We start from the raw sequence: 23,188 nt of genomic DNA, 5'->3' as shown, positions 1-23,188 counted from the left end.
GAGCCGGAGGATGCGTTAAGAATCGCCCGCAGAATCGCCCGGCCCCGAGACAGGTCGCGCGGAACGGGGCGGCGGCGATGCGGCGGATCGGCGCGAGGCTGGCGGGCGGCGCGGTGGCGCTGGCCGGCCCCCGCGCGACCGCCCTCCCGGTCATCCGCCACTGGGTGGCCGAAGGCCTTGCCCGGGACGCCGAGCAGCGCCGGCTGTTCCCCTGGCTGGCGGTGGCCTTCGGCGGGGGGATCCTGGTCTATTTCGCGGCGACCGACGGCGCGCCGAGCCTGGCCGCGCCCCTTGTCGCCGCCGCCCTTGCCCTGGCGCCGATCCCGCTCCTCGGCGCGCGCCCTGCGGCGCTGGCGGCGGTGCTCGCGGTGGCGGCCGCGTTCCTCGGCTTCGCGGCGGCGGCCTGGCGGGTCTCGGAGGTCGCCGCCCCGGTCCTCCCCCGCACCACCATCGGCCCCCTCATCGGAACGGTCGAAGCCCTGGACGAGCGCGAGGTCGGCGCCCGGCTGCTGATCCGGGTGGAGAGCTTCGCCGGCCTTGCGCCGGAGGCGCGGCCCGCCCGGGTGCGGGTGTCATTCCGCAAGACGCCGACCCCGCTTCCCGGGGACGTCGTCGCCGCCACCGCCCGGTTGTTGCCTCCCCCGGAGGCGGCCCGGCCCGGAGGCTACGATTTCGCCCGAGACGCCTACTTCCAGGGGATCGGCGCGGTGGGCTCGCTGGTCGGGGCGGTCACGATCCGGGCGCCGACCGAGCCGCCGCCCCTCCGCCTGCGGCTCGCCGCCACGCTCGACGCGGCCCGGAACGGGCTCACCCGCCGGATCGCGGAGGCCGCCGGCGGCCAGGCGGGCGCGGTGGCGGCGGCCCTGGTGACCGGCAAGCGCGGCCTCATCGGCCCGGCGACCAACGATGCGCTGCGCGCCGCCGGGATCTACCACGTTGTGTCGATCTCGGGCCTCCACATGGTGCTGGCCGCCGGCGTGGTGTTCTGGCTGGTGCGGGCGCTGCTCGCGCTGGTCCCCCATTGCGCGCTCCTCTGGCCGATCAAGAAGATCGCGGCCGGCTTCGCCATGGTCGGCGTCACCGCCTACTGCGCCTTCTCGGGCTGGGACATCGCCGCCGAGCGCTCGCTGATCATGACCCTGATCATGCTGGGCGCGATCCTGGTGGACCGGCCCGCCCTGTCCATGCGCAACCTCGCCCTCGCGGCGCTGATCGCCCTGGCCCGGGAGCCGGAGGGCCTGCTCGGCCCGAGCTTCCAGATGTCCTTCGGCGCCGTGGCCGGGCTGATCGCCTGCGCGCGGCTGATCGACGGGCGGCTGTTCGTGCGCCACGGGGCGGGCCGGCTCGGTCGGCTCGTCGGCAGCGGCCTCTCGGCGGTCACCGGGACCCTGGCCACGACCCTGGTGGCGCAGGTCGCGACCGCGCCCTTCGCCACCTACCATTTCCAGACGATCCAGCCCTTCGGCCTCGTCGGCAACGCCCTGACCCTGCCGCTCGTCTCCCTCGTGGTGATGCCCTCCGCGGTGATCGGGATCCTCGCCTATCCCTTCGCCCTCGACCGCCCGATCTGGTGGCTGATGGGTCAGGCGGTGGGGGGCATGCTCGCCGTCTCCCATTGGATCGCCGGGTTCGAGCGGGCCATCGTGGTCGTACCGGCCTTCGGCACCGCGGCGCTGTTCCTGCTGACCGCGGGCCTGCTGCTCGCGACGTTACCGGCCTCCCGCCTGCGCTGGCTCGCCGTGCCGCCGATCCTGCTCGGACTCGTCGTCGCGGCCCGACCCGACCGCTACGACCTCTATGTCGATCGGCAGGGTGCGGGGGCCGCGGTGCGGGGGCCGGACGGACGGCTCGCGGCCCTCGGCAGCCCGTCCGGCTTCGTTCTCGAACAATGGCTGAAGGCGGACGGCGACGGACGGGGAGCCGGGGCACTGATCGTCCGATCGGGCAGCGGCCGCTGTGACCGGCTCGGATGCACCGCGCGCCTGCCGGACGGACGGGCGGTCGCCCTGGTCCGGGACCGGCGGGCCTTCCCGGAGGATTGCGCCCGCGCCGCGGTGCTGATCACGGGCCTCGTGGCCCCACCGTCCTGCACCGGCCCCCTGGTGATCGACCGGCGCGTCCTGGCCGCCCAGGGCGCCGTCGCCCTCAGGTCCGACGGCGAGAGCTTCGTCGCCCGTCACGCCCGGGCCGATGGCCGCGCCGTGCCCTGGCGACCACGCTCGGAACACGGGCCGGGATCACCACAACCGGTCACCGCGCCCTCCGCGGAGGCCCGCGCCTCTGACGACGGGGCGACAACGCCTCCGGAAACCGATGCGTCGGGCGGGGACCTCGCCCCCGGCAACGCGCCGGCCGAGCCGCTTCAGTAGCGGCGGACGAGGCTGACGAGGCGGCCCTGGATCCGGACCCGGTCCGGCCCGAGGACGCGCGTCTCGTAGGCCGGGTTGGCGGCCTCCAGGGCGATCGAGGAGCCGCGGCGGCGCAGACGCTTGAGCGTCGCCTCCTCGTCGTCGATCAGCGCCACGATGATGTCGCCGGTATTGGCCGTGTCCTGCTTGCGGATCACCACGAGGTCGCCGTCGAGGATGCCGGCCTCGACCATCGAGTCGCCGCGCACCTCCAGGGCATAGTGCTCGCCGCCGGCCACGAAATCCGGCGACAGGGTGATGGCATGGCTCTGGTTCTGGATCGCCGAGACCGGCGTACCGGCGGCGATCCGGCCCATCACCGGGATCGAAATGGCACGACCGGCGTCGTCGATCATCCGCGTGCTGGCCGGGGCCGGCGGATGCTTGGACTTGCCGCCCTCGACCACGCTCGGGGTGAAACGGCGCGGCTCGGCCGGGGCCGAAGATGGGGCCGAAGATGGGACCGTCTGGCTCAGGCTCTCGGGAATGCGGATCACCTCGATGGCGCGCGCCCGATTCGGCAGGCGCCGGAGGAAGCCGCGCTCCTCCAGGGCCGTGATCAGCCGGTGGATGCCGGATTTCGACTTGAGGTCGAGGGCGTCCTTCATCTCGTCGAAGGACGGCGGGACGCCGCATTCCTGCATCCGGCTCTGGATGAAACGCAGGAGGTCCAGCTGCTTGCGCGTGAGCATCGAAGGGGGACTCGCGGCTTGGCAGACCGCCCCGTGACGGTCTCTGAAACAAATCACGAACAGGTTAAACGTTCCGCAAGTGTTCCGCAAGGGCGGCACCGCTACGCTTGGCGCGTCGCTCCGCGCTCGCGGGAGCAAGGTCGAGAAACGCATTGACGGCGCAAGCGGAGCCGTTTCAATGCACCGCGGCGCCCCGCCGGGAAGGCGGCGGATCCGGGCCGCGGGCTGGGACCCTCTTGGGATGACGAGGATGCGACGACCCGCAGCTCTGCTGCCCCTCGGCCTCGCCGCCCTCGGCCTCGCCGGCTGCACCACCGGGTTCTCCTACATCTCGCGGAACTACGTGGCGCTCACCCCCCAGGTGGTGACGATCGGCTGCAAGGAGCCCTACGAGGTCTACGACAACCGGCAGATGCGCCGGATGCTGATCGTCTCGAACGCCCTGCGCGAATATACCGGCTGCAACCTGAGCGAGGCCCGGATCGATCCGGAGCCGGACGCCACCCGGGTGAAGCGCTTCCGCACCGCCGCTCGGGCCTATCTCGACGAGACCGTGCGCGAGGATTGCCGGATCACCGGCGAGACCGTGTTCGATCCGCTGAAGACCGAGTTCGCCTACGCCTGCGACACGCCGATCGAGAAGCGTGGCACCGTGGTCCCCCGCCTGCCGGGCCGCAATCCCGGTCTGGCCCGCTGACCGACCGGCGGCGCGCCGTCAGGCGCCCGGCTTCGGGAAGGTCCGTTCCGCCGCGTCGCCGGCGGCGGCGAGCAGGGCGCGGGCGAAGGCCCGGGCTTCCGCCCGGTCGAGAACGATCGCGGCGGTGACCGGCGCGCCGCCGAGGTCGGCCAGGGCGAGTTCCAGGCGCACCCCGTCGGGCACGGCGGTCGCCTGCAGGCTCCAGCCGGAGCCCCGATCCGTGCTCTCCGCCATCACATGTCCCTCCCGCCTGCCCCGGGAAAACGCCGCAGGCGCCCGCCGGAACCGGCCGTGCGCGGGACTGTTCCCGAGCCGTGCCCAGCGCTTCCCTGCCTCGCCTGTCCGCTTACCTCAAGGCCGCAGGCCCCGGACTCGTGGTGATGCTGGCCGATACGGATGTCGGAAGCCTCATCACGGCGGCCCAGAGCGGGGCGCGTTGGGGCTATTCGCTCCTGCTCCTCCAGATCCTGCTGGTGCCGATCCTGTACGTCGTCCAGGAGCTGACGGTGCGGCTCGGGACCGCCACCGGACGCGGCCACGGCGCGTTGATCCGGGAGCGCTACGGGCCGGTCTGGGCCTGGATCTCGTACGGCGGCCTCGTGGTCGCCGGCATCGGCGCCATCGTCACGGAATTCTCCGGCATCGCCGGCATCGGGGACCTGTTCGGGGTGCCGCGGCTCGTGAGCCTCGGCCTGCCGGCCTGCCTGCTCCTGGGGCTCGTCTTCACCGGCAGCTACCGGCGCGTCGAGGTCGTGGCGATCGTGGTCGGCCTATTCGAGCTGGTCTTCGTTGGGCTCGCCGTAGCGGCGCGGCCGAACCTGCCCGAGATCGTCGCCTCCTTCGGGCACATGCCGCTGGGCGACGGCCAGTTCCGGGTGCTGATCGCGGCCAATATCGGCGCGGTGATCATGCCGTGGATGATCTTCTACCAGCAGTCGGCGATCGTCGATAAGGGCCTGGGCTGGGAGCACGCGCGGCGCTCGCGGCTCGACACACTCGTGGGTGCGGTGGTCTCGCAATGCGTGATGGGCGCGATCCTCGTCGCCACCGCCGCCACGATCGGCAAGGCCGGGCAGGGCAGCGCGAAGGGGCTGGAGACCGTCGGCGATCTCGCGGGCGCCTTCACGCCGGCCCTGGGGCCGTGGCTCGGGCAGGTGGTGTTCGGGGTGGGCATCATCGCGGCGGCCTTCGTGGCGCTCAACGTCGTGGCCCTGGCGCTGGCCTGGGGGTTCGGCGACGTGACCGGCCGGCCGCACTCCCTGGAGCAGTCGCCCCGGGAGGCTCCGGCTTTCTACGGCGCCTTCGCGCTCGCGGTCGCGGCCGGCGCGGTCGCCGTGCAGCTCGTGCCGGATCTCGTGGCGCTCAACATCGCCGTGGAGGTGATGAACGCGCTGCTCCTGCCCCTGGCGCTCGGCCTGCTGATCCTCCTCGCCACCCGGGCCCTGCCCGAGGGGCAGCGCGTGGCGGGCGTCTACAAGGGGGTGGTCTACGCGGTGTCGGGGATCACGATCGCGTTCGCGATGGTCGGCGTCCTGGACGGGGTGGGCCTGCTCTGACGCGATTGACGCGGGGCCTCCGATGATGTCTCCCGCGGGCTCCGATCAGGTGGAGTTCGAACATGCAAGAGATCTGGTTCCGCACGGGCGAGGCCACGGTGCTGGCGGCCGAGGGCCAGTACACCGACGCCATGCCGGAGGTGCTGATCGGCTCGGTGCGCGGTCCGGTCGGCCAGGCCTTCGCGTCGATGATGGGGCAGGTCCAGGGCCACACGCGGATGTTCGTGGTCCGCGACCTCAACCAGCTCGTGCGCCCCGCCACGATGATGACCACCAAGGTCACGATCCACACGGCCGAGTATGCCGAGCTCCTCGGCGGCGTGGTCCAGGCCGCCACCGGCGACGCGATCGTGGACTGCATCATCGAGGGCATCCTGCCCAAGGACGGGCTTGACGAGCTGTGCATGATCATCATGATCTGGCTCGATCAGCGCTGCGCCGAGGACGACAACCTCGACCAGAAGGACCTCTACCGGACCAACTACGAGGCGACGAAGCTCGCCATCGCCCGCGCCCTCAAGGGCGAGCCGACGGTGGACGAGCTGATCGCCAACCGGAAGACCGTGAAGCACTACGCCCTGGACGGCGTGATCGAGTACTGATAGGCCCCTTCGCGCGCATCCTGCCGGGGTCGATATCGCATCACCCCGGCGGGATGCGCCCCACCGAGCACAGGGTCCGCATCGCGGTGCTGCCCGGGTCGGTGTAGCAGGAGGCCGACCAGCCGTTCTGCTGGATGAACGACTTGCGCCGCTCCGACAGCGCGGTCCGGTAGGCGCTGGCGATGATCGGCTCGACGGTCGCGGCCGGTTCGCCGACCAGGATCTCGGAGGCCACCGACAGGTCGCGGAAGAAGGTCGCCGAGGGGGCGGGCTCGGCCGAGGTCGCCTGCACGATCGGCTCGGCCCGGCAAGTCACGTCGAACTTGATCGGGCCGGCCATGCGGATGTCGATGCTGGGGCCCGCCCGCTTGCCGACCTTGCCGCCGATGGCGCCGGCGATCTGGCGGGTGAGGTCGTCGCAGCTGTCGGCCCGGGCGGCCTCCGCCCAGAGGAGCAGGGCCGCGCAGGCGGCGAGGAGGAGGCGCGGAACGGCGAAGCTCGACATGGCCGCACTCTACGCGCGGCGCGGGGCCTGTCGAGGGGCGTTCCTCAGTGGAAATCCCGGCTGCGATACACGCGCCGATCCGGGGGCACGCCGAAATCCGTGTTCTCGGGGGGCAGCTTCATCCCGGCCTCGCGCAGGTCGCGCAGGGACGCGGTGAGATCGCGAAACCCCTCAGCCACGAGATGGACCACCCCGTCCGCCCGTTGGATCCGGCCGCGCACGGCGAGGAACCGGGCCTGCATGGCGATCCGGCGGTTGGCCTCGAACACCGTCTTCCAGACGATCACGTTGGCGATACCGGTCTCGTCCTCCAGGGTCAGGAACACCACGCCCTTGGCGGTGCCGGGCCGCTGGCGGATCAGCACGAGGCCCGCCACCGTGACCCGCGCCCCCTGGGGCAGGGCGGGATCGAGATGCGCCCGGGCCGGGATCGCGCCGATCCGGGCGAGCCGCCCCCGGAAGAAGGCGACCGGGTGCCCCTGCAGCGACAGGCCGGTGGCGGCGTAATCCTCGGCCACCGCCTCGGACGGGGCCAGGGACGGCAGGTCCACGGCCGGCTCGTGCCGGAACAGGCCGTCATCGGCGTGCCAAGCGAAGAGCGGCAGGGGCGCGTCGAGGAGATGGGCCCGGCGCGCGCTCGGGTCGGCCTTGGCGGCCTTGCGCGCCGAGGTCCCCTCCAGGGTGCGGACCATCCAGAGGGCGGCGCGCCGGTCGAGGCCCAGCGAGCGGAACGCGTCCGCCTCGGCCAGCCGCTCCAGGGTGTTGCGGGGCAGGGCGAGGGCGGCCTGCAGGCCCTCGATGCTGGCATAGCCGTTGGCCCGCAGCCGCACGAGCCGGCGCATGGCGGCCTCGGGCAGGCCGCGCACCACCCGCAGGCCGATCCGCACGGCGTGCAGCGCGGGATTTCCGGCCGGCTCCAGGGTGCAGTCCCAGTCGCTGGCGTTGACGCAGACGCCCCGCACCTCGACCCCGTGGGCGCGGGCGTCGCGCACCAGCTGGGCCGGCTGGTAGAAGCCCATGGGCTGGGCGTTGAGGATCGCGGCCAGGAAGACGTCGGGGTGCCGGCACTTCATCCAGGCCGAGGCGTAGACGAGGAGCGCGAAGCTCGCCGCGTGGCTCTCCGGGAAGCCGTAGGTGGAGAAGCCGCGGATCTGCGCGAAGCAGCGCTCGGCGAAGTCCTGCGGGTAGCCCCGGCGGGTCATGCCGCCCACGAACTTGTCCGCGAAGCCGCCGATCGAGCCGACATGGCGGAAGGTCGCCATCGCCCGGCGCAGGCCGTCGGCCTCGGCCGGGGTGAAGCCCGCCGCCGTGATGGCGATCTGCATGGCATGCTCCTGGAACAGCGGCACCCCGTAGGTCTTCTGCAGGACCTCCTTCAGTTCGTCCGCCGGCCCGTGGTCCGGGTGCGGGGCGGGGTACTCCACCGGGTCGATCCCGGAGCGGCGCCGCAGGTAGGGATGGACCATGTCGCCCTGGATCGGACCGGGGCGCACGATCGCCACCTGCACGACGAGGTCGTAGAATTCCTTGGGCTTCAGGCGCGGCAGCATCGACATCTGCGCCCGGCTCTCGACCTGGAACACGCCGACGGAATCGGCCTTCGCCAGCATCGCGTAGGTGGCGGGATCCTCCTGGGGCAGGTCGGCCAGCGTCTCGTAGAAGGTATTGTGGTCCTTCTCCAGAAACGCGAGGCCGCGCTTGAGGCAGGTCAGCATGCCGAGCGCCAGCACGTCGACCTTCATCAGGCCGATCGCGTCGATGTCGTCCTTGTCCCACTCGATGAAGGTGCGGTCCGCCATGGCGCCGTTGCCCACCGGCACGGTCTCGTCGAGGCGCCCGCGGGTCAGCACGAAGCCGCCGACATGCTGGGACAGGTGGCGGGGGAAGCCGATCAGCTGATGGGCGAGGTCCAGCGCCTGCCGGATCGCCGGGTTCCCGGGATCGAGGCCGGCCTCGCGCACATGCTGGTCCGGCATCCCGGTGCCCCAGGAGCCCCAGACCGTGTCGGCGATCGCCGCGGTCACGTCCTCGGTGAGCCCGAGGACCTTGCCGACCTCGCGGATCGCCATGCGCGGACGGTAGTGGATCACCGTGGCGCAGAGGGCGGCCCGCTCCCGGCCGTAGCGGGCGTAGAGGTGCTGGATCACCTCCTCGCGGCGCTCGTGCTCGAAATCGACGTCGATGTCGGGGGGCTCGCCCCGGTTCTCCGAGATGAAGCGGGCGAAGAGCAGCCGGTGCTTGGACGGGTCCACCGCGGTGATGCCGAGGCAGAAGCACACGGCGGAATTGGCCGCCGAGCCGCGGCCCTGGCAGAGGATCCCCTTGCCGCGGGCGAACTCGACCACGTCGAACAGGGTCAGGAAGTAACGGGCATAGTCCATCTTGGCGATGAGCCGCAGCTCCTCGCGGAGCGTCGCCGCGACGGCGGAGGGAATATCGCCGCCGTAGCGCCAGTGCGCCCGCTCGAAGGTCTTCTCCTCCAGGTAGTCCTGCGGCGTGCGCCCGGGGGGCACCGGCTCGTCGGGATATTCGTAGCGCAGCTGGGACAGGCAGAAACCGCAGGCCTCGGCGATCTCGACGGTGCGGGCCACCGCCTCCGGGTGGTCGGCGAACAGCCGCGCCATCTCGGCGGGGGGCTTCAGGTGGCGCTCGGCATTGGCCTCCAGCCGGTAGCCCGCCTCGCCGATCCGGCAGCCCGCGCGGATGCACGTCACCACGTCCTGGAGCGGGCGCCGCTCGGGATGGTGGTAGAGCGCGTCCGAGACCGCGACCATCGGCGCGCGGGCGGCCGCGCCCAGCTCGGCGAGCAGACCGAGGCGGCGCCGCTCGTCGCCCCGGCGCGTATGGCTCGCCCCGAGGAAGGTCCGGCCCGGGGCCGCGGCGGCAAGCGCCTCCAGACGCGCCCGGAAGCCCTCCGGCAGGCGCCGGGCCGGCGGCATGGCGATGAACATCTGTCCCTCCGCGGCCTCCAGCATCTCGGCGAAGGCGAAGCGGCATTCCCCCTTGCGGACGCGCCGGTTGCCCAGGGTGAGCAGCCGGCAGAGGCGCCCCCAGGCCGCCCGGTCCATCGGGTAGGTGACGGCCTCGAACCCCTCCTCGGTGACGAGGCGGACGCCGGGCAGGATCCGGATCTTCGTGCCCTCCGCTTCGAGCGCCCGCGCCGCTGCATGCGCCCGGACCACGCCGGCCACGGTGTTGCGGTCGGCGATGCCGATCGCCGAGAGGCCGTAGGCCGCCGCCTGCACGACGTAGTCCTGCGGGTGCGCGGCGCCGTGGAGGAACGAGAAGTTCGTGGTGACGGCGAGTTCGGCGAAAGGGATCTCGGGGCGGCTCACGCGAACAGCCCGTGGACGTACCACGCGGCCGGATGCCCGGGGGCGTGCGGCCCGTCGCGGTAGAGCCAGAGCCGGTGACCGGCCTCGCATTCGATGCGGTAATAGTCTCGCTCCGCGCCGGGCGCGCACCACCATTCGGCGGAAATCCGCTCCGGCCCCTCGGCATGGGCGACGCTGTGAACCTGCGCGCGCCAGCGGAAGCGCCGGGGCGGCCCCTCCGGGACGGCGGAGAGCACGTCGCACGCGGCTTCGCCCCGGGGGAACAGCACCAGGGGGCGGGGCGGGAGGTGATCGGGCCAGGGGATGGAGCAGGGGACGGAGATGGGAAAGGCCCGCGCCCTCACGCCCCCCTCTGCGGGGGAGGTTGGCTCCTGCTTCAGAAGGGGCCGGGAGAAGGAAAAGCCGCTTCCGGAAGGATCGCGCGCTTCATGATGGCCACGGCCGGACCCTGCACCCTCGCCCCCCCCGTGCGGGACTTCGTGCCGACTCGTCCCCCTTCGGGGGGCATCCTCCTCCGCAGAGGGGAGAGGGCGATGCGCGCGCGTCCGGCCGATGTCCTTGTCCGCTGACGATCCGTGCCCCTCTCCGGCAACCCAGGGACCGCTCCGATCAGCCCGTTCCGGCAGGTGACTCGCCCGTGGCTCCAGGCGCAGCAACCCCCGCCCGAGGCGCTGCGCCAGGGCATCGGCCAGGACGGCGACCCCATCGCCGGAGGCGTCCGCCCCGAGATCGGTCTGGCGGGCCGGCATGGCGCCGGTCACCGTCACGGCGAGCACCACGGTCTCGAAGCCGAACCCGGCCTCGAGGGCGGAGCCCAACCGGTCGAGGCGCAGGGAAACCAGGGCCGCGACCCGCTCGGGGTGACGCTCGGGGCGCGACAGGCCGAGATCGAGGGCCCGCACCACCCCGTCGACCCGGTGCAGGGCGAGGCGCAGGGCACAGGCACCGAGCCCGTCCCGCTCCAGACGGGGGGCGATCTCGGCCATCAGGTCCCGGGCGGTCCGGACGATGTCCGACTGCCGCCCGATCGGGTCGAGGAAGCCGCGGGCGGCGGCGTATTCGGCGGCCTCCGACAGGGGCGCCAGCGGCTCGGGACGGCGTGCCAGGGCCTGATCGAGGCGCAACAGCAACGCCTCGCCGAAGCGACGGGCGAGGGGCCCCCGGGGGAGGGCATCGAGTTCGCCCATCCGGCGCAGGCCGAGCCGCTTCAGCCCCGAGACCGTGCCGGGATCCAGCCGCAGGGCCTCCACGGGCAGACCCCGCAGAGCCTCGGCCGCCCCGCCCGGCGGCACGACGATCCGGTCGACCCCGCCGTGGCTGGCCAGCGCGAAGGCGGCCCCGGGTGTGTCGGCAAGGGCGATCCGGGCGGGGATATGTCCCCGCGCGAGACGGTCTGCCAGATCGTCGACGAGACTCGCCTCGCCGCCGCGCAGGTGACTGGCCCCGGCGACGTCGATGTAGAGCCCGTCCCCCGCCTCGGCCGGCCCGAACGGCGCCACGAGGGGCGCGTAGCCGCCCGCCCAGCGGCAGAGCCGCAGCAGAGCGTCCCGGTCGGCGGTCGGGTCGGCGGGATAGACCTGGAGCGGCACGCCGATCCGCGCCCGGACCCGGCCCAGGGGCTCGCCGGGCTGGAGGCCCAGGGCGCGGGCCTCCGGGTCGAGGGCCACGAGCCGCAGGCCGCCGGGGCCCTCGGCGGCCACCGCGAGGGGGCCGCGCTCAGGCGCGAGACCGGCCCGCCGCAGCCGCGTCACCGGCCAGTGGCTCAGGCAGATGCAGACGATGCGCGGCATGGTCCCACTCCAGAAGCCAGTCGCCGCCCCGCCCGTTGCGACAGCGTTCGAGCCGCGCCCGCCAGCGCGGCCTGTCGAGGGTGCCGAACCGGTCCCGCGCCGCGGGCGCCGCGGCGATCCGCCAGCGGGTGGCGGCCCCGTTGGGCAGGCCGGCAGGCGCCGGCCGCAGGATCAGCAGCAGCGGCGGAGCAGACCCTTCCGCGGCGAGCTGCAGGCGCCGGCCCGGCTTCAGCGGCAGGCCGTCCCGGACGAGGCCGACGAGGGCCGTGAGCGCCCGGGCGTGCAGGGCCGCCTCCAGCGCGCGGAACACCTCCGCATCGCTGCCGGCCTCCAGCAGCAGCAGCCGGGCGGGATCGAGGCCGAGTCCCGCGAGGCCATGGCCGTAGGGCAGGGGCTGCCCCGGCGCGGCGGCGATCAGCGCCGGACCAGGCCGGCCAGCGAGGTGGCGGGCGCAGAGCGCCAGGGCGAAGCCGAGGGCCGCGACCCCGTCCACGGGCTCGGCCGGCGCGATCTCGTGGGGCGGCCCAAGGACGAGGCCGCCGCCCGGCAGATGCCCGTCGAGCTCCGGTACGCCCAGCGGCAGGACCGGCGGCAGGTCCCGCTCGCCGGCCGGCGGCGCGAGGCGCATCCGCAGGGCCGCAAGCCGGGCCCGGGGATCGCCCCGCGCGATCGCCCCCTCGGTCTCGTCCGCAGGGTCCAGCCCCATCTCCGTCGGCTCCGGTCATGCCGGACGATAGGAACATAACAGGAACGCACACAAACGGTTTCCAGGGCGTCCCGGAATCGCGCACGGAAGCAGCGGCTTGGCCTGTGGATGGCTGTGGACGCCTGTGGAATCGACCGCCACCGCCGGTTCCGCCGCCCCGGTTGACCTCCCTCGCAGGGCGAGACCAATGTCGGGCCGCCGCGTGCGTGACGCGGCCGAACCGGACCGCGCATGCGCTCAGCCCTCACTCTGACGATCCTGCTCGCCCTGTCGGGGGCGGCGCTCGGCCAGCAGGCGGATCCGCCGGGTGGCGCAGGTCCGGATCCGGCCGCGGCCGCCGCAGGGCGATCGCGCCCGGCCCGCCCGCGGGTCCGGCACGCGCAGACCCCGAGCCAGCCGATCATGGTCTACGACGCGCGCATCGAGGCCGGCGACCTCCGGATCTCGGGCTCGGTGCGCAAGCCCGGGGCGATCGTGGTGCTGGACGACGACATCTCGATCCAGGCCGACCGGCGCGGACGGTTCACCTTCCGGCTGCCCTACCGGCCTTCGACCTGCGTGGTGACGCTGAAGGCGGAGCCGGACGAGCGGGAGGCGGTTGTGGCGAACTGCGCGCCGGAGGGTCCGCCCGGACCGCCCGGCCCTCAGGGTGTCGCAGGACCGCCCGGGGAGACGGGGGCCAAGGGCGAGGCCGGTCTCAAGGGCGATCAGGGGGCCAAGGGAGACCAAGGAGCCAAGGGCGAGCAGGGTCTCAAGGGCGATACGGGTCCTCAGGGCGAGACCGGTCCGAAAGGGGAGACCGGCCCCCAGGGCGCGGTCGGCCCGCAGGGCGCACCGGGCCCGAAGGGCGATGCCGGGGCCGCGGGCCTGCAGGGTCCTCCGGGCCCGCGGGGTCCGGTCGGACCGCAGGGCGGCCCGGGCCCGAAGGGCGAGGCCACAGCCGCCAGCTTGCGACCCGTGCGCAAATCCGATTGCCCGGGGGGCTGCACGATCACCTGCGGGACCGGCGAGATGCTGGTCACGGCCCATTGCCTCAAGGGGGGCGTGGCGGTCTATGACGGGGAGGGCGCCAGCTGCCCCGCGGACGCGTCCGGCATCGTCGGGTTCTGCACGCGGCCGTGAGGCGGGCGCGTCAGCCGCCGGTCTCGCGCAGCCAGTCGAGCATCCCGGCGGCGGCCGCCCTTCCGCCCGCGAGGGCGCCCTGGAGCAGGTAGCCGCCGGTCGGCGCCTCCCAGTCGAGCATCTCCCCGGCCAGGAACAGGCCGGGATGGGCCCGCAGCATCGACCGTTCGTCGAGGGCGTCGAGCCGGACGCCGCCCGCCGTCGAGATCGCCCGCTCGATCGGCGCGGAGGCGGTGAGGGTGATGGGCGCGGCCTTGATCAACCCGGCCAGCGCCCCGGGATCCGCCGGGAGGGCGGCGCCGGTCGCCTCGCGCAGCAATCCCGCCGCAACGGGCGCGAGGCCCGCGGCTTTGCGCAGCCGGGTCGCGGCCGAGTCGCCCGGCCGGGCGCCGGACAGACGGCGGGCGAGGGCCTCCCGGGTGAGGTCGGGGCGGAGATCCACGACGAGCCGCGCGCGGCCCCCGGCCGCGATCGCTTCGCGTAAGAGGCGCGAGAGGGCGTAGATCGCTCCGCCCTCGATGCCGGTCTGCGTGATCACGGCCTCGCCCCGCACCACGGTGCCTTCGCAGGCGAGCGCCACCCGCTTCAGCGGCGCGCCGGAGAACCGCTCCCGGAACAGGTCGGACCACGCCACCGCGAAGCCGGCATTGGCCGGACGCAGGGGCGCCACCGCCACCCCGAGCCCTTCGAGGAGGGGCACCCAGCGCCCGTCCGAGCCGAGGCGCGGCCAGCTCGCCCCGCCGAGCGCCAGCAGGGTGGCGCGGGGCCGGATCGCGCGCGGCCCGTCCGGGGTGTCGAAATGCAGCGTCCCGCCCAGGGCCGTGAGCCGGTGGCGGGTGTGGATCCGGACCCCGAGGCGGTCGAGCCGCGCCAGCCATGCCCGGAGCAGGGGCGAGGCCTTGAAGCTGCGCGGGAAGACGCGCCCGCTCGACCCGACGAAGGTCGGCTCGCCGAGTTCCGCGCACCACGCCCGCAGCGCGTCGGGCGGGAAGGCCGCGATGGCGGCATCGAGACAGCCATGCGGATGGTAGCGGGCGAGGAAGTCCGCCCGCGCCTCGCTGTGGGTGATGTTGAGGCCGCCGCGCCCGGCGATCAGCAGCTTGCGGGCGACCGAGGGCATGCGCTCGTAGACCGCGACCGCGCGGCCAGCGCCTCCCAGCACCTCGGCGGCGGCGAGCCCGGCCGGCCCGCCGCCCACGATGGCGATTGCATCCCTGTCATCCGGCATCCGCCGGGAGAGCGACAGGCCGCCAGTCCTGTCAAGGGCGAAGACCGGATCGGTGCCGGACGGCATGGGCTGCCCTCCGGCGCTGCGCTAAGGATCGATACGGCCGAGCGGAAGCTCTTCTTGGTCCCGGGCCTCGCGGATTGCGGCGGCCCGAGCCGCGGCCGCGGGCCGTCCGCCATCCCCTTTCGCCGCCCTGTCCCCATTCGCACCGGATGGTCGGCCGGCACGGCTCGGATCAGAGGCTCAGACACGTGGCCAGCCCCGCTGCCGTCACCGGAACCCCGGCGCAGACACAGGCGCAGACCGGCGCCCCTCAAGATCGCCTCAACCAGAGCGAGATCCGCGCGATCGTCTACGGCCTGATGACCGCGATGCTGCTCGCGGCCCTCGACCAGACCATCGTGGCGACCGCCATGCCGACCATCGGGCTCGACCTCGGGGACGCCGCCAACCTCCCCTGGATCGTCACCGCCTACCTGCTGGCCTCCACGGCGGTGACCCCGCTCTATGGCAAGCTCAGCGACATCCACGGCCGGCGGATCATGCTGCTGATCGCCATCGCGACCTTCGGGCTCGGGTCGCTGGCCTGCGCGCTCGCCCCCACGATGGTGACGCTGGCGCTGGCCCGGGGCCTCCAGGGGATCGGCGGTGGCGGGCTGATCGCGCTTTCCCAGACCATCCTGGCCGACATCATGTCGCCCAAGGAGCGCGCCCGCTATCAGGTGGTGATCGCGGGCGTGTTCGTGGCCGCCTCGGTGGCGGGGCCGCTGCTCGGGGGCCTCTTCGCCCAGCACCTGCACTGGTCGCTGATCTTCTGGATCAACCTGCCGATCGGCATCCTCGCCTTCGCGCTGACCAACGCCAACCTGAAGCGCCTGCCGCGCCACGACCGCCAGCACCGGCTGGACTGGCCCGGGGCCGCCCTGATGGTCGCGGGGTCTGTCACCCTCCTGCTGGCCCTGAGCTGGGGCGGCGTGCGCTATCCCTGGGGCTCGCCCACGATCCTCGCCCTCCTCGCCGGGGCGGCCGTACTGGCCGGCGGTTTCGCGGCGCGGCTCGCCACGGCGTCAGAGCCGCTGATCCCCACGGAGGTGCTCAAGGACCGGGTGGTCTACAGCGCGACGCTGGCCGCCTGCTTCGCCATGGGCACCTTCATCGGCCTCACCATCTATGTGCCGATCTTCCTCGAAGGGGTGATCGGGCTCTCGGCGAGCGAGTCCGGCGTGGCGCTGGTGCCGCTGATGATCGGCACCGTCACGGGCGCGACGCTGTCGGGCCGATCGATGCTGCATTTCCGGCACTACAAGCGCGTGCCCCTGGCGATGATGAGCCTCAGCCTCGCCTGCTGCGCCACCATCGCCTGGGAAGGCCGGGCGCTGCCCTTCTGGCTCATGGAGGTGCTGTTCGCGCTGCTCTCCATGGGCATCGGGACAATCCTGCCCCTCTCCACCATCGCCATCCAGAACGCGGTGGAACCGCACCAGCTCGGGATCGCCACCGCCGCGATGAACTTCTTCCGGTCGCTCGGCGGGGCGCTGATCGTGGCGGCTTTCGGCACGATCGTACTCGGCGGCGTCGCAGGCGGGGCAGGGAGCGGGACAGGAGGCCACGACGTGGAGAGCCTGATCCGCGGCGCGGACCCGGCGCAGCTCGCCCTGACCTTCCGTTTCGTCTTCATGGCCGCCTGCCTCGGCCTGCTGGGCGCCTTCACGTTCCTGGCGCTGATGGAGGAGCGACCCCTGCGCGAACGCGCATCGCCGCGGATGGGCGGGGAACCGGCTACCGGCGACCCGGGCTGAGGGTTCGGAACCTCGGCTGCGGCGTCGCTCGGCCGGTGTGCTTGGCCGGTGCGGAGCGAAGACCGTCTCGGGGCACGTGGCGCTGCGATCGACGACGCTCTCGCAGATCCGGACCGTGCCGCCCGGCAAACGGATCCCTCGTCCACCCCGTCAACACACCGCACGCGCGGCTTTTCGATGGGGGCGTTGAGCGCCAGCAGATTGGTCTGTCCGGCGATCCCCTGGATCAGGGTCACGACCTCGCCGATCTGCGCGGCTTGTCCGCTCAACCCCTCCAGTACGGGTGCACGCCGTCCCGAACGCACCGCGAGAGCGGCCGAGCCGACTGAGCCGGCCCGGCCGGGCCGCACATCCGATCCAGGCGCCGCCCACCGGCACATTCCCGATGGAACCATCCGGGGGATGCAGGCCCGCATCCCCAGCCCTGCCCTTGATTCGCCCCGATCACCGCTTACCTCGCCCCTATCGGCTGCGGGCCCCTCTGGCGGGCGCTTCCCAGCGCCCGTGATGTCGGAGCCGATGCTTTCCTTCCGGAATCAGCATCAGGTCCCGCACATGATGGACGTCCTCACCATCGAATGGCTCGGCAAGCCATTGTGGATGTGGCTCGGGTTCCACCTCCTGATCGCCGGCCTGCTCGCCTTCGACCTCGGACTCCTCCACCGCGACAAGGAGCACGAGATCGGCGTCCGGGAGAGCTTGGCTCTCACCGGCTTCTACCTCGCGCTGGGCCTCGCCTTCGGCGGCTGGATCTGGTGGTATCTGGGTCCCCAGTCCGGCGAGGAATACGTCACCGGACTCGTGGTCGAGAAGTCGCTGTCGATGGACAACGTCTTCGTCATCGCCATGATCCTCACGGCGCTCGGCGTCCCCCGGGCTGCCCAGCACCGGGTCCTCCTCTGGGGTATCCTGGCGGCGGTGCTGCTGCGCGGTCTGATGATCGGACTGGGCGCCGCGCTGGTGCACGAGGTGCACTGGGTTCTGTCCCTGTTCGCCGCCTTCCTGATCTATGCCGGCCTGAAGATCCTCGTCTCGGGCGACGAGGAGGAGGGCGACTTCCAGAACAGCGCCGTCGTGCGCTGGTTCAAGTCCACCTTCCGGGTGACGCCGGAGCTGCACGGCCAGCGTTTCACGGTCCGCAAGACCGATCCGAAGACCGGCCGGGTCGCCCTGTACTTCACGCCGCTTGCCCTCGCCCTGGTGCTGGTGAACGGCGCCGACGTGATCTTCGCGGTCGACAGCGTGCCGGCGATCTTCGCGATCACCACCGACACGTTCGTGGTCTACACCTCCAACATCTTCGCGATCCTGGGCCTGCGCGCCCTCTACTTCGCCCTGGCCGCGATGGTCGACCGGTTCGCCTATCTCAAGACCGCGCTCGCCTTCATCCTGATCTTCATCGGCGCCAAGATCGTGGTGGCCGACACGTTCGGGCTCGTGACGGTTCCGCCGTGGGTCTCGCTGGTGGTCACCCTGACGCTGCTGGCGGCCGGCGTCGCCTACAGCCTCTGGCGGACCCGGACCGACGCGCCGGATCAAGCGGATGCGGATTCCGTCCCTCCGCACGAGGCCCGGGCCCACCGCGCCTGAGGCGGGACCGGCGGTCCTCAGGCCGCCGGCAGGGCCGCGATCAGGTCGCGCAGGGTGGTGATGGTGGAGGCGTCGGCTACGCCATCCACCCGCGCCGGACGGAAATGACGCTGGAACGCGGTGATCACCGCCTGGGTGCGCGCGTCGAACAGGCCGGTCACCGGCTGGTCGTAGCCGTAGAGTGCGACCATCGCCTGCAGCGCCTCGACGGGCTGGCCGGCATCGCCCCGCGCGAAGAACCGGCCGTCCTGGAGGCGGGCCGGGGGCACGTAATGGCCCACCCCCGCCGCCGCGAGCCGGCTCCAGGGGAAGGTCTCGCCCGGATCCTCCTTGCGTTCGGGTGCGATGTCGGAATGGCCGAGCACCCGCTCCGGCGGGATCGGCCAGCGGCCGATGATGTCCCGGGCCAGGGCGATCACCGCTTCGATCTGCGCGTCCGGGTAGGACGGCAGGCCGCCGGCATGGCCCGGATGGACGATCTCGATCCCGATGGAGCGGGAATTGATATCGGTCTCGCCCTTCCAGGCCCCGGCGCCGGCATGCCAGGCCCGGCGGGCCTCCGGCACCATCTGGACGATGCCGCCATCCTCGAACACGAGATAGTGGGCCGAGACCTCGCTCAGCGGGTCGCGCAGCCGCGCCAGCGCGGCGGCCCCGCTGTCCATACCGGTGTAATGCAGGACCAGCATGTCGAGCGGCCCCGCGCGCCGGGCTCCGTGGTTCGGCGAGGGCGCGACGCGGCGGGCGAGGGGCGTATCGGGGATGAGGCTCACCGCAGCCCGCGCTCCTGCGCGATCCGGTCGTAGGCCGCGTTGATCGCGGCGAGGCGCCGCGTGGCGATGGCCACCGCCTCCGTCGGCAGGCCGCGGGCGAGCGCCCGATCCGGGTGGTGCTCGGCGACCAGCGCGCGGTGGCGCGCCTTCACGGCGGCATCGTCCGCCTCCCGGTCCAGCCCGAGGACGCCGTAGGGATCGTCCGGGAGCCGCACGTGCCGGGCGGCGATGCGCCGGAACGCCACCTCATCGAAGCCGAAGATCCCCGAGACCGCGCGCAGGTAGCGCTCCTCGGCCTCGTGGAGGGCCCCGTCGGCGCCGGCGATCTGGAACAGGCCGTCGAGCACGTCCTCCAGCAGCGCCGGCTCGTCGCCGAAGGTGGTCGCCAGCTGGTGCGCGTAGGCCTCGAAGCCGTTCGTGGTCTTCTTGGCGAGATCGAACAGGCGCTCCACGCCCGCCCGCGCGGACGGTTCAACCTGAATCACCCGGCCGAAGGCTTCGACCTCAGACGGCAGCACGACGCCGTCGGATTTCGCCATCTTGGCGGCGAGCGCCACGAGTCCGGTGGTGAACACGACGTCGCGCGGCGTCCGCCCGAAGGGTGCGCCGACCCGGTCCAGCAGGAAATGGCCCGCGACCCCTCCGATCAGGGCCCCGAGCGGACCGCCGATCGCGAGGCCGATGCCGGCACCGCCGAGCTTCCCCCAGACGCCCTGAGACTTGGTCGCCTGGCTCATGGGCGGCCCGGTCTCGGCGCTGATCCTCGGCTCGGCTCTGTCATCGGGGCGGCGGGGTTCCGGCACCGGGACAGGCCCGGCCGAGCGACGGGATAGACCCTCCGCACGCCGCGAGGAAGGGCCGGGACGCGCCCGGCCCGCCCAGCTCAGTCTCGCTTAGCGGCAGTAGACGTTGCCGTAGGCGTCGCGATAGGTGCCGTAGGGGCAGCGCGGCGCGGTCGAGGCGCCCACGATGGCACCGCCGGCGCCGCCGATCGCGGCACCCGCCAGGGCACCGCCCGCGCGGCCGGTGGCCGCCGCACCGATCGCCGCACCGGTCAGGGCGCCGAGGCCTGCACCGCCCAGAGCCCGGTCTTCCGGGGTGTTGCAGCCGGCGAGCGAGAGGGCGGCGATGGTGGCGAGGGCGGCTGCCGTCAGCTTCTTCATGGTCCCCAGAACTCCCTTGTGAATCCGGTCCGGCCGGTGGCCGTAATCGTTGCGGATCGCGTCGAGCTTAGCAGGAAAGGAATGCCGGCCATACGGCTAAGGTTCCATCGGCCGCGAGACGAGTTGCGTCGGGTTCCCGTCTCGCCCTATGCCACGGTTCCGAGGCGGTGCTCCGGCCGGGATGCCGTAGCCCCCTATCCGGCACCACGTCCGGCATCAGTCCGGCACCATGTCCGAGGGTCCCATGCCGACAGCCACCACGATCGTCCGCCGGGCCGCGGTGCGCGCCGACCGCGTCGCCGACACGGTGACCCTCGACCGCGCGGCCCGGGATGCCGTCACGGGACCCCTGGTCGCCGAGGGCGGTCTCGGCTTCGACGTCGCGCTCACCAAGGCGGCGGCGCTCGAGGACGGCGACGCCCTGCGCCTCGACGACGGCCGGCTCGTCGCGGTGCGGGCGGCCGCCGAGGATCTCCTGGAGGTGCGCGCCGAGAATCCGGCCCGCCTGCTGCGCCTGGCCTGGCAGCTCGGCGGCAGCCACGTGGATGCCGAGATCGGCGCGGACGTGCTCTACGTGCCGGCGACACCCGCCGCGGCCGAGCTGGTCCGCGGGCAGGGCTGCGTCGCGACCCCGGTCTCCCGCGCCTTCCGGCCCGAGCACGCCGCCCACGATCACAGCACCTGCGGGCACGATCACGGGCACGATCATCATGCCCACGCTCATCACGACCATGATCATCACGACCACGGTCACGGGCCTGACCACGCTCACGATCACGCGCACGACCATGGCCACAGCCACGATCACAGCCATGATCACGAGCACGGGCACCAGAAGCACGGCCATGATCATGCCCACGATCACGGCCACGTGCATGGTCCGGGCTGCGGCTGCGGCCACGATCACTAGCGTTTGAGCCCGGCCCGGCCCGGAGCGGCGCTCGGGGACCGGGGCGGTCAGGCAGGACCGGTCAGGAATCCTGCGCCGGCGCCGGAACGCGGACGGGCCGCCGCCGTCACTCCGCCGGGACGAAGCGCAGCGTGCCGGCGCGCCGCGTGGGCTGGCCGGTGTCGTTCGTGTGATTGACGCCGTCCATCACCGGGACCTCCGGAAAGTCGAAGGGGCTGACCCCGTCCAGGCAGGCCACGTTGACCGCGTGGACGTTCGGGTCCGAGCGCCGCTGATGATGCGTGTAGACGCCGCAGCGGGAACAGAAGAAATGCTGCGCCGCCCCGGTATGGAACCGGTAGGTCGTCAGCGCCTCCGCACCCTGCAGGATCCTCACCCCGCCCGGCCGCGCCATCGCGACGACGGCGCCGCGCATGCGGCAGTAGGAGCAGGTGCACCGGCGGATCGACGCGAGATCGTCATCGAGGGCCGCCTCGAAGCGCACGGCCCCGCAATGGCAGCGGCCGGACCGGATCGTCGCATCGTCCGCCATGGTGCTGGGCCTTCCGTGCGATTTCCTGCGATCCGGCTCGGCGACAGATCCGGTGTGCGCCCCGAAGTCTAGGTTTCGGGCGCCATGCGAACAATCGCCAAGTCGTCACGCGGCGTATCAGGAAAACTCACGCTGTGCCTCCGGGAGGCCGGGAGCCCTGCCGGTCACAGGCGTTTCGGCACGGGCCTGCGGCAGTACAGGCGCGCCGCCTCGGCGGACAGGCCGTCCTGGGCGGCCACGCACTGGTCGAGGGTGAGGCCGATGCTGGCCGCGTAGGACTCGTTGGGCGACAGCGCCGCGCGGGCGAGTGCCGCGAGGTACAGCAGGAAGGCCGCGACCGCGACGATCAGCGCCGCGATGATGGCGCGGTTCAGCAGCATTGTCGGCGTCCGCTCACGGGAGCCCGACCAGAAGCAGCGCGAGCACGAGCACCGTCAGCCCCGCCCCGATCAGCGCCACGGCGGTGTAGTCGCGTCCGGACCGCCGCAGGGATGTGCGGCCGGGCCGGACCATGATCCGCCCCTTGGATCCCTGTCCCGGGTCCCCGTCCCGGGGCTGGCTCACTGCAGCAGGCCCCACAGGCCCGTGGCCAAGCCGAAGGTGAGCGAGAGCATCGCTGCGTAGAGCAGGACGCGATCGATCACGCGGGCGACCCGATCCTCCGGCTGAACCTCGATCATGGCGGGACCTCCTCGGAGCGAGATTGACGAACGCCTGTTGCTGACCTGTGTCGGCCCATCGCGGGCAGACGGACTCGTGTTGCCCCGGCGGGGCGGGGCCGGACGGGGGCGCGGCGCCGCGGCGCCGGAACACCCGGGAGGCCGTGCGGTTGGACCGGCACCCCCACCGGAGACGACGCGTGACCACGAATCCGCTGCACAAGTATCCCCGCCCGCCCTTCGCGGCGCAGCCCCAGAGCTTCCCCGGCAAGACCGGGCGCATGGAGCCGGAACCCGACCATGGCGAGACGAGCTACAAGGGCTCGGGCAAGCTGACCGGCCAGGCGGCGCTGATCACCGGCGGCGATTCCGGCATCGGCCGCGCGGTCGCCATCGCCTTCGCCCGGGAGGGTGCGGACGTCGCCATCTCCTACCTGCCGGACGAGCAGGCCGACGCGGAGGCGGTCGCCCAGTGGATCGAGAAGGCGGGACGGCGCGCGCTGCTCCTGCCGGGCGACCTCAAGGACGCCGCCTACGGGCGCCAGATCGTCGCCCGCACGGTGGAGACGTTCGGGCGCCTCGACGTGCTGGTCAACAACGGCGCGTTCCAGCAGCCGAACGCGGACCTCGCCGGAATCGACGATGCCGTGTTCGAGGATCATTTCCGCACCAACGTGTTCGGGGCGTTCTACGTGACCAAGGCGGCCCTCGCCCATCTGAAGCCCGGCGCCTCGGTGATCTTCACCTCCTCGGTGAATTCCAAGCATCCGATGCCGTCGCTCCTCGCCTACAGCGCCACCAAGGGTGCGCTGAGCAACATGGTGCTGAGCCTCGCCCAGCTGCTCGCGGAAAAGGGCGTGCGCGTGAACGGCGTGCTGCCCGGGCCGATCTGGACGCCGTTCATTCCCTCCGGGATGAGCCAGGATTCGGTGAAATCCTTCGGCAGCCAAGTGCCGTTCGGCCGCCCCGGACAACCGGCCGAACTCGCCTCGGCCTACGTGATGCTGGCCTCGGAGGAGAGCAGCTACACGTCGGGTGCGCTCGTCACGGTGGCGGGAGCCATGCCGGTGCTCTGACGCGCCGCGTCGGACGGGCATCCGCCACGGTGGTGCCCATCCGAC

General features: G+C 72.8%; 21 protein-coding genes and 1 pseudogene. 9 read left to right on the top strand and 13 right to left on the bottom strand.

Translation table 11 applies throughout. The annotated features are described in order from the left end of the window. The first annotated feature begins 77 nt into the window (after positions 1-77). Positions 78-2,369 (top strand): ComEC/Rec2 family competence protein, encoded by a 2,292-nt coding sequence (locus ABIC70_RS06820; RefSeq protein WP_354439239.1) that lies wholly within the window; start codon positions 78-80, stop codon positions 2,367-2,369. Here the strand turns inward: ABIC70_RS06820 and lexA are convergent. Beyond that, a complete protein-coding gene (gene lexA / locus ABIC70_RS06815; RefSeq protein ID WP_053608492.1) occupies positions 2,363-3,100 on the bottom strand; it encodes a transcriptional repressor LexA in 738 nt (245 codons plus the stop codon). The two genes, ABIC70_RS06820 and lexA, sit on opposite strands and share 7 nt — an antisense overlap. A gap of 250 nt (positions 3,101-3,350) precedes the next feature. Between lexA and ABIC70_RS06810 the strand changes: the two genes are divergently transcribed. Further along, positions 3,351-3,797: a hypothetical protein gene (locus ABIC70_RS06810; protein WP_043349584.1), complete on the top strand. Its 447-nt coding sequence runs from the start codon at positions 3,351-3,353 to the stop codon at positions 3,795-3,797. Positions 3,798-3,815: 18 nt separating this feature from the next. On the opposite strand, the gene ABIC70_RS06805 is transcribed toward ABIC70_RS06810, so the two are convergent. After that, complete coding sequence (locus tag ABIC70_RS06805; RefSeq protein ID WP_043349581.1) at positions 3,816-4,031, bottom strand: hypothetical protein; 216 nt, start codon at positions 4,029-4,031, stop codon at positions 3,816-3,818. Positions 4,032-4,111: 80 nt separating this feature from the next. Here ABIC70_RS06805 and ABIC70_RS06800 point away from each other — a divergent pair, with 80 nt between their 5' ends. Together ABIC70_RS06800 and fae are read left to right on the top strand one after the other, a co-directional pair. Next, the gene (locus ABIC70_RS06800) at positions 4,112-5,353 is read left to right on the top strand and encodes an NRAMP family divalent metal transporter (protein ID WP_053608491.1); all 1,242 of its coding nucleotides are present in this window, start codon (positions 4,112-4,114) and stop codon (positions 5,351-5,353) included. A 62-nt stretch (positions 5,354-5,415) separates the two neighbouring features. After that, complete coding sequence (gene fae, locus ABIC70_RS06795; protein ID WP_020092273.1) at positions 5,416-5,955, top strand: formaldehyde-activating enzyme; 540 nt, start codon at positions 5,416-5,418, stop codon at positions 5,953-5,955. Positions 5,956-5,995: 40 nt separating this feature from the next. Here the strand turns inward: fae and ABIC70_RS06790 are convergent, their stop codons facing one another. The 4 genes from ABIC70_RS06790 to ABIC70_RS06775 are packed head-to-tail and all read right to left on the bottom strand — an operon-like array spanning position 5,996 to position 12,291. Beyond that, the gene (locus ABIC70_RS06790) at positions 5,996-6,460 is read right to left on the bottom strand and encodes a hypothetical protein (RefSeq protein ID WP_354439237.1); all 465 of its coding nucleotides are present in this window, start codon (positions 6,458-6,460) and stop codon (positions 5,996-5,998) included. A gap of 44 nt (positions 6,461-6,504) precedes the next feature. After that, positions 6,505-9,795 carry an error-prone DNA polymerase gene (locus ABIC70_RS06785; RefSeq protein WP_179696578.1) on the bottom strand — a complete coding sequence of 1,097 codons (3,291 nt, stop codon included), beginning with the start codon at positions 9,793-9,795 and terminating at the stop codon, positions 6,505-6,507. After that, on the bottom strand, positions 9,792-11,585 hold the full coding sequence (locus ABIC70_RS06780) for a Y-family DNA polymerase (RefSeq protein ID WP_354439235.1): 1,794 nt from the start codon (positions 11,583-11,585) through the stop codon (positions 9,792-9,794). Before ABIC70_RS06780 ends, ABIC70_RS06785 begins: the two co-directional genes overlap by 4 nt. Continuing rightward, complete coding sequence (locus ABIC70_RS06775; RefSeq protein ID WP_053608487.1) at positions 11,512-12,291, bottom strand: ImuA family protein; 780 nt, start codon at positions 12,289-12,291, stop codon at positions 11,512-11,514. Before ABIC70_RS06775 ends, ABIC70_RS06780 begins: the two co-directional genes overlap by 74 nt. Before the next feature lie 231 nt (positions 12,292-12,522). Here ABIC70_RS06775 and ABIC70_RS06770 point away from each other — a divergent pair, with 231 nt between their 5' ends. Beyond that, on the top strand, positions 12,523-13,413 hold the full coding sequence (locus ABIC70_RS06770; RefSeq protein ID WP_043357140.1) for a collagen-like domain-containing protein: 891 nt from the start codon (positions 12,523-12,525) through the stop codon (positions 13,411-13,413). 10 nt (positions 13,414-13,423) lie between these two features. Here ABIC70_RS06770 and ABIC70_RS06765 read toward each other — a convergent pair whose 3' ends face one another. After that, positions 13,424-14,641, bottom strand: a complete 1,218-nt coding sequence (locus ABIC70_RS06765) for a TIGR03862 family flavoprotein (RefSeq protein WP_354439260.1) — start codon at positions 14,639-14,641, stop codon at positions 13,424-13,426. A 251-nt stretch (positions 14,642-14,892) separates the two neighbouring features. Here ABIC70_RS06765 and ABIC70_RS06760 point away from each other — a divergent pair, with 251 nt between their 5' ends. Further along, positions 14,893-16,440, top strand: coding sequence for an MDR family MFS transporter (locus ABIC70_RS06760; RefSeq protein WP_043381951.1), 1,548 nt, complete (start codon positions 14,893-14,895; stop codon positions 16,438-16,440). A gap of 164 nt (positions 16,441-16,604) precedes the next feature. Here the strand turns inward: ABIC70_RS06760 and ABIC70_RS06755 are convergent. Next, positions 16,605-16,718: pseudogene (locus ABIC70_RS06755) on the bottom strand (methyl-accepting chemotaxis protein); the annotation flags it as partial. Positions 16,719-16,995: 277 nt separating this feature from the next. On the opposite strand from ABIC70_RS06755, the gene ABIC70_RS06750 reads away from it, so the two are divergent. After that, the gene (locus tag ABIC70_RS06750; RefSeq protein WP_043382054.1) at positions 16,996-18,030 is read left to right on the top strand and encodes a TerC family protein; all 1,035 of its coding nucleotides are present in this window, start codon (positions 16,996-16,998) and stop codon (positions 18,028-18,030) included. 17 nt (positions 18,031-18,047) lie between these two features. Here the strand turns inward: ABIC70_RS06750 and ABIC70_RS06745 are convergent, their stop codons facing one another. The 3 genes from ABIC70_RS06745 to ABIC70_RS06735 all read right to left on the bottom strand — a co-directional run bounded on the left by ABIC70_RS06745 (position 18,048) and on the right by ABIC70_RS06735 (position 19,966). Further along, the gene (locus tag ABIC70_RS06745; protein WP_043757206.1) at positions 18,048-18,803 is read right to left on the bottom strand and encodes an N-acetylmuramoyl-L-alanine amidase; all 756 of its coding nucleotides are present in this window, start codon (positions 18,801-18,803) and stop codon (positions 18,048-18,050) included. After that, positions 18,800-19,540 carry a TerB family tellurite resistance protein gene (locus ABIC70_RS06740; protein ID WP_043381957.1) on the bottom strand — a complete coding sequence of 247 codons (741 nt, stop codon included), beginning with the start codon at positions 19,538-19,540 and terminating at the stop codon, positions 18,800-18,802. Before ABIC70_RS06740 ends, ABIC70_RS06745 begins: the two co-directional genes overlap by 4 nt. A gap of 156 nt (positions 19,541-19,696) precedes the next feature. Next, positions 19,697-19,966: a YMGG-like glycine zipper-containing protein gene (locus ABIC70_RS06735; RefSeq protein ID WP_043347377.1), complete on the bottom strand. Its 270-nt coding sequence runs from the start codon at positions 19,964-19,966 to the stop codon at positions 19,697-19,699. Between the two features lie 244 nt (positions 19,967-20,210). On the opposite strand from ABIC70_RS06735, the gene ABIC70_RS06730 reads away from it, so the two are divergent. Next, entirely contained in the window at positions 20,211-20,876 is a 666-nt protein-coding gene (locus ABIC70_RS06730) for an urease accessory protein UreE (RefSeq protein WP_179696573.1), read from the top strand. A 106-nt stretch (positions 20,877-20,982) separates the two neighbouring features. Here ABIC70_RS06730 and ABIC70_RS06725 read toward each other — a convergent pair whose 3' ends face one another. Further along, positions 20,983-21,408: a GFA family protein gene (locus ABIC70_RS06725; RefSeq protein ID WP_043381962.1), complete on the bottom strand. Its 426-nt coding sequence runs from the start codon at positions 21,406-21,408 to the stop codon at positions 20,983-20,985. A 164-nt stretch (positions 21,409-21,572) separates the two neighbouring features. Then, on the bottom strand, positions 21,573-21,788 hold the full coding sequence (locus tag ABIC70_RS06720; protein ID WP_043347371.1) for a hypothetical protein: 216 nt from the start codon (positions 21,786-21,788) through the stop codon (positions 21,573-21,575). Positions 21,789-22,267: 479 nt separating this feature from the next. Between ABIC70_RS06720 and ABIC70_RS06715 the strand changes: the two genes are divergently transcribed. After that, the gene (locus ABIC70_RS06715) at positions 22,268-23,143 is read left to right on the top strand and encodes an SDR family oxidoreductase (RefSeq protein ID WP_043381967.1); all 876 of its coding nucleotides are present in this window, start codon (positions 22,268-22,270) and stop codon (positions 23,141-23,143) included. The last annotated feature ends 45 nt before the right edge of the window (positions 23,144-23,188 follow it).

Source organism: Methylobacterium sp. 1973 (assembly GCF_040545035.1).
In the GTDB taxonomy this organism is placed as follows: domain Bacteria; phylum Pseudomonadota; class Alphaproteobacteria; order Rhizobiales; family Beijerinckiaceae; genus Methylobacterium; species Methylobacterium fujisawaense.
This window is presented reverse-complemented; position numbering and strand designations above follow the sequence as displayed.

Coding starts and splice junctions, on each gene's coding strand:
- ABIC70_RS06820 (WP_354439239.1), top strand. CDS start 78: ATGCGGCGGATCGGCGCGAGGCTGGCGGGCGGCGCGGTGGCGCTGGCC.
- lexA (WP_053608492.1), bottom strand. CDS start 3,100: ATGCTCACGCGCAAGCAGCTGGACCTCCTGCGTTTCATCCAGAGCCGG.
- ABIC70_RS06810 (WP_043349584.1), top strand. CDS start 3,351: ATGCGACGACCCGCAGCTCTGCTGCCCCTCGGCCTCGCCGCCCTCGGC.
- ABIC70_RS06805 (WP_043349581.1), bottom strand. CDS start 4,031: ATGGCGGAGAGCACGGATCGGGGCTCCGGCTGGAGCCTGCAGGCGACC.
- fae (WP_020092273.1), top strand. CDS start 5,416: ATGCAAGAGATCTGGTTCCGCACGGGCGAGGCCACGGTGCTGGCGGCC.
- ABIC70_RS06790 (WP_354439237.1), bottom strand. CDS start 6,460: ATGTCGAGCTTCGCCGTTCCGCGCCTCCTCCTCGCCGCCTGCGCGGCC.
- ABIC70_RS06780 (WP_354439235.1), bottom strand. CDS start 11,585: ATGCCGCGCATCGTCTGCATCTGCCTGAGCCACTGGCCGGTGACGCGG.
- ABIC70_RS06775 (WP_053608487.1), bottom strand. CDS start 12,291: ATGGGGCTGGACCCTGCGGACGAGACCGAGGGGGCGATCGCGCGGGGC.
- ABIC70_RS06770 (WP_043357140.1), top strand. CDS start 12,523: ATGCGCTCAGCCCTCACTCTGACGATCCTGCTCGCCCTGTCGGGGGCG.
- ABIC70_RS06765 (WP_354439260.1), bottom strand. CDS start 14,641: ATGCCGGATGACAGGGATGCAATCGCCATCGTGGGCGGCGGGCCGGCC.
- ABIC70_RS06750 (WP_043382054.1), top strand. CDS start 16,996: ATGATGGACGTCCTCACCATCGAATGGCTCGGCAAGCCATTGTGGATG.
- ABIC70_RS06740 (WP_043381957.1), bottom strand. CDS start 19,540: ATGAGCCAGGCGACCAAGTCTCAGGGCGTCTGGGGGAAGCTCGGCGGT.
- ABIC70_RS06735 (WP_043347377.1), bottom strand. CDS start 19,966: ATGAAGAAGCTGACGGCAGCCGCCCTCGCCACCATCGCCGCCCTCTCG.
- ABIC70_RS06730 (WP_179696573.1), top strand. CDS start 20,211: ATGCCGACAGCCACCACGATCGTCCGCCGGGCCGCGGTGCGCGCCGAC.
- ABIC70_RS06725 (WP_043381962.1), bottom strand. CDS start 21,408: ATGGCGGACGATGCGACGATCCGGTCCGGCCGCTGCCATTGCGGGGCC.
- ABIC70_RS06720 (WP_043347371.1), bottom strand. CDS start 21,788: ATGCTGCTGAACCGCGCCATCATCGCGGCGCTGATCGTCGCGGTCGCG.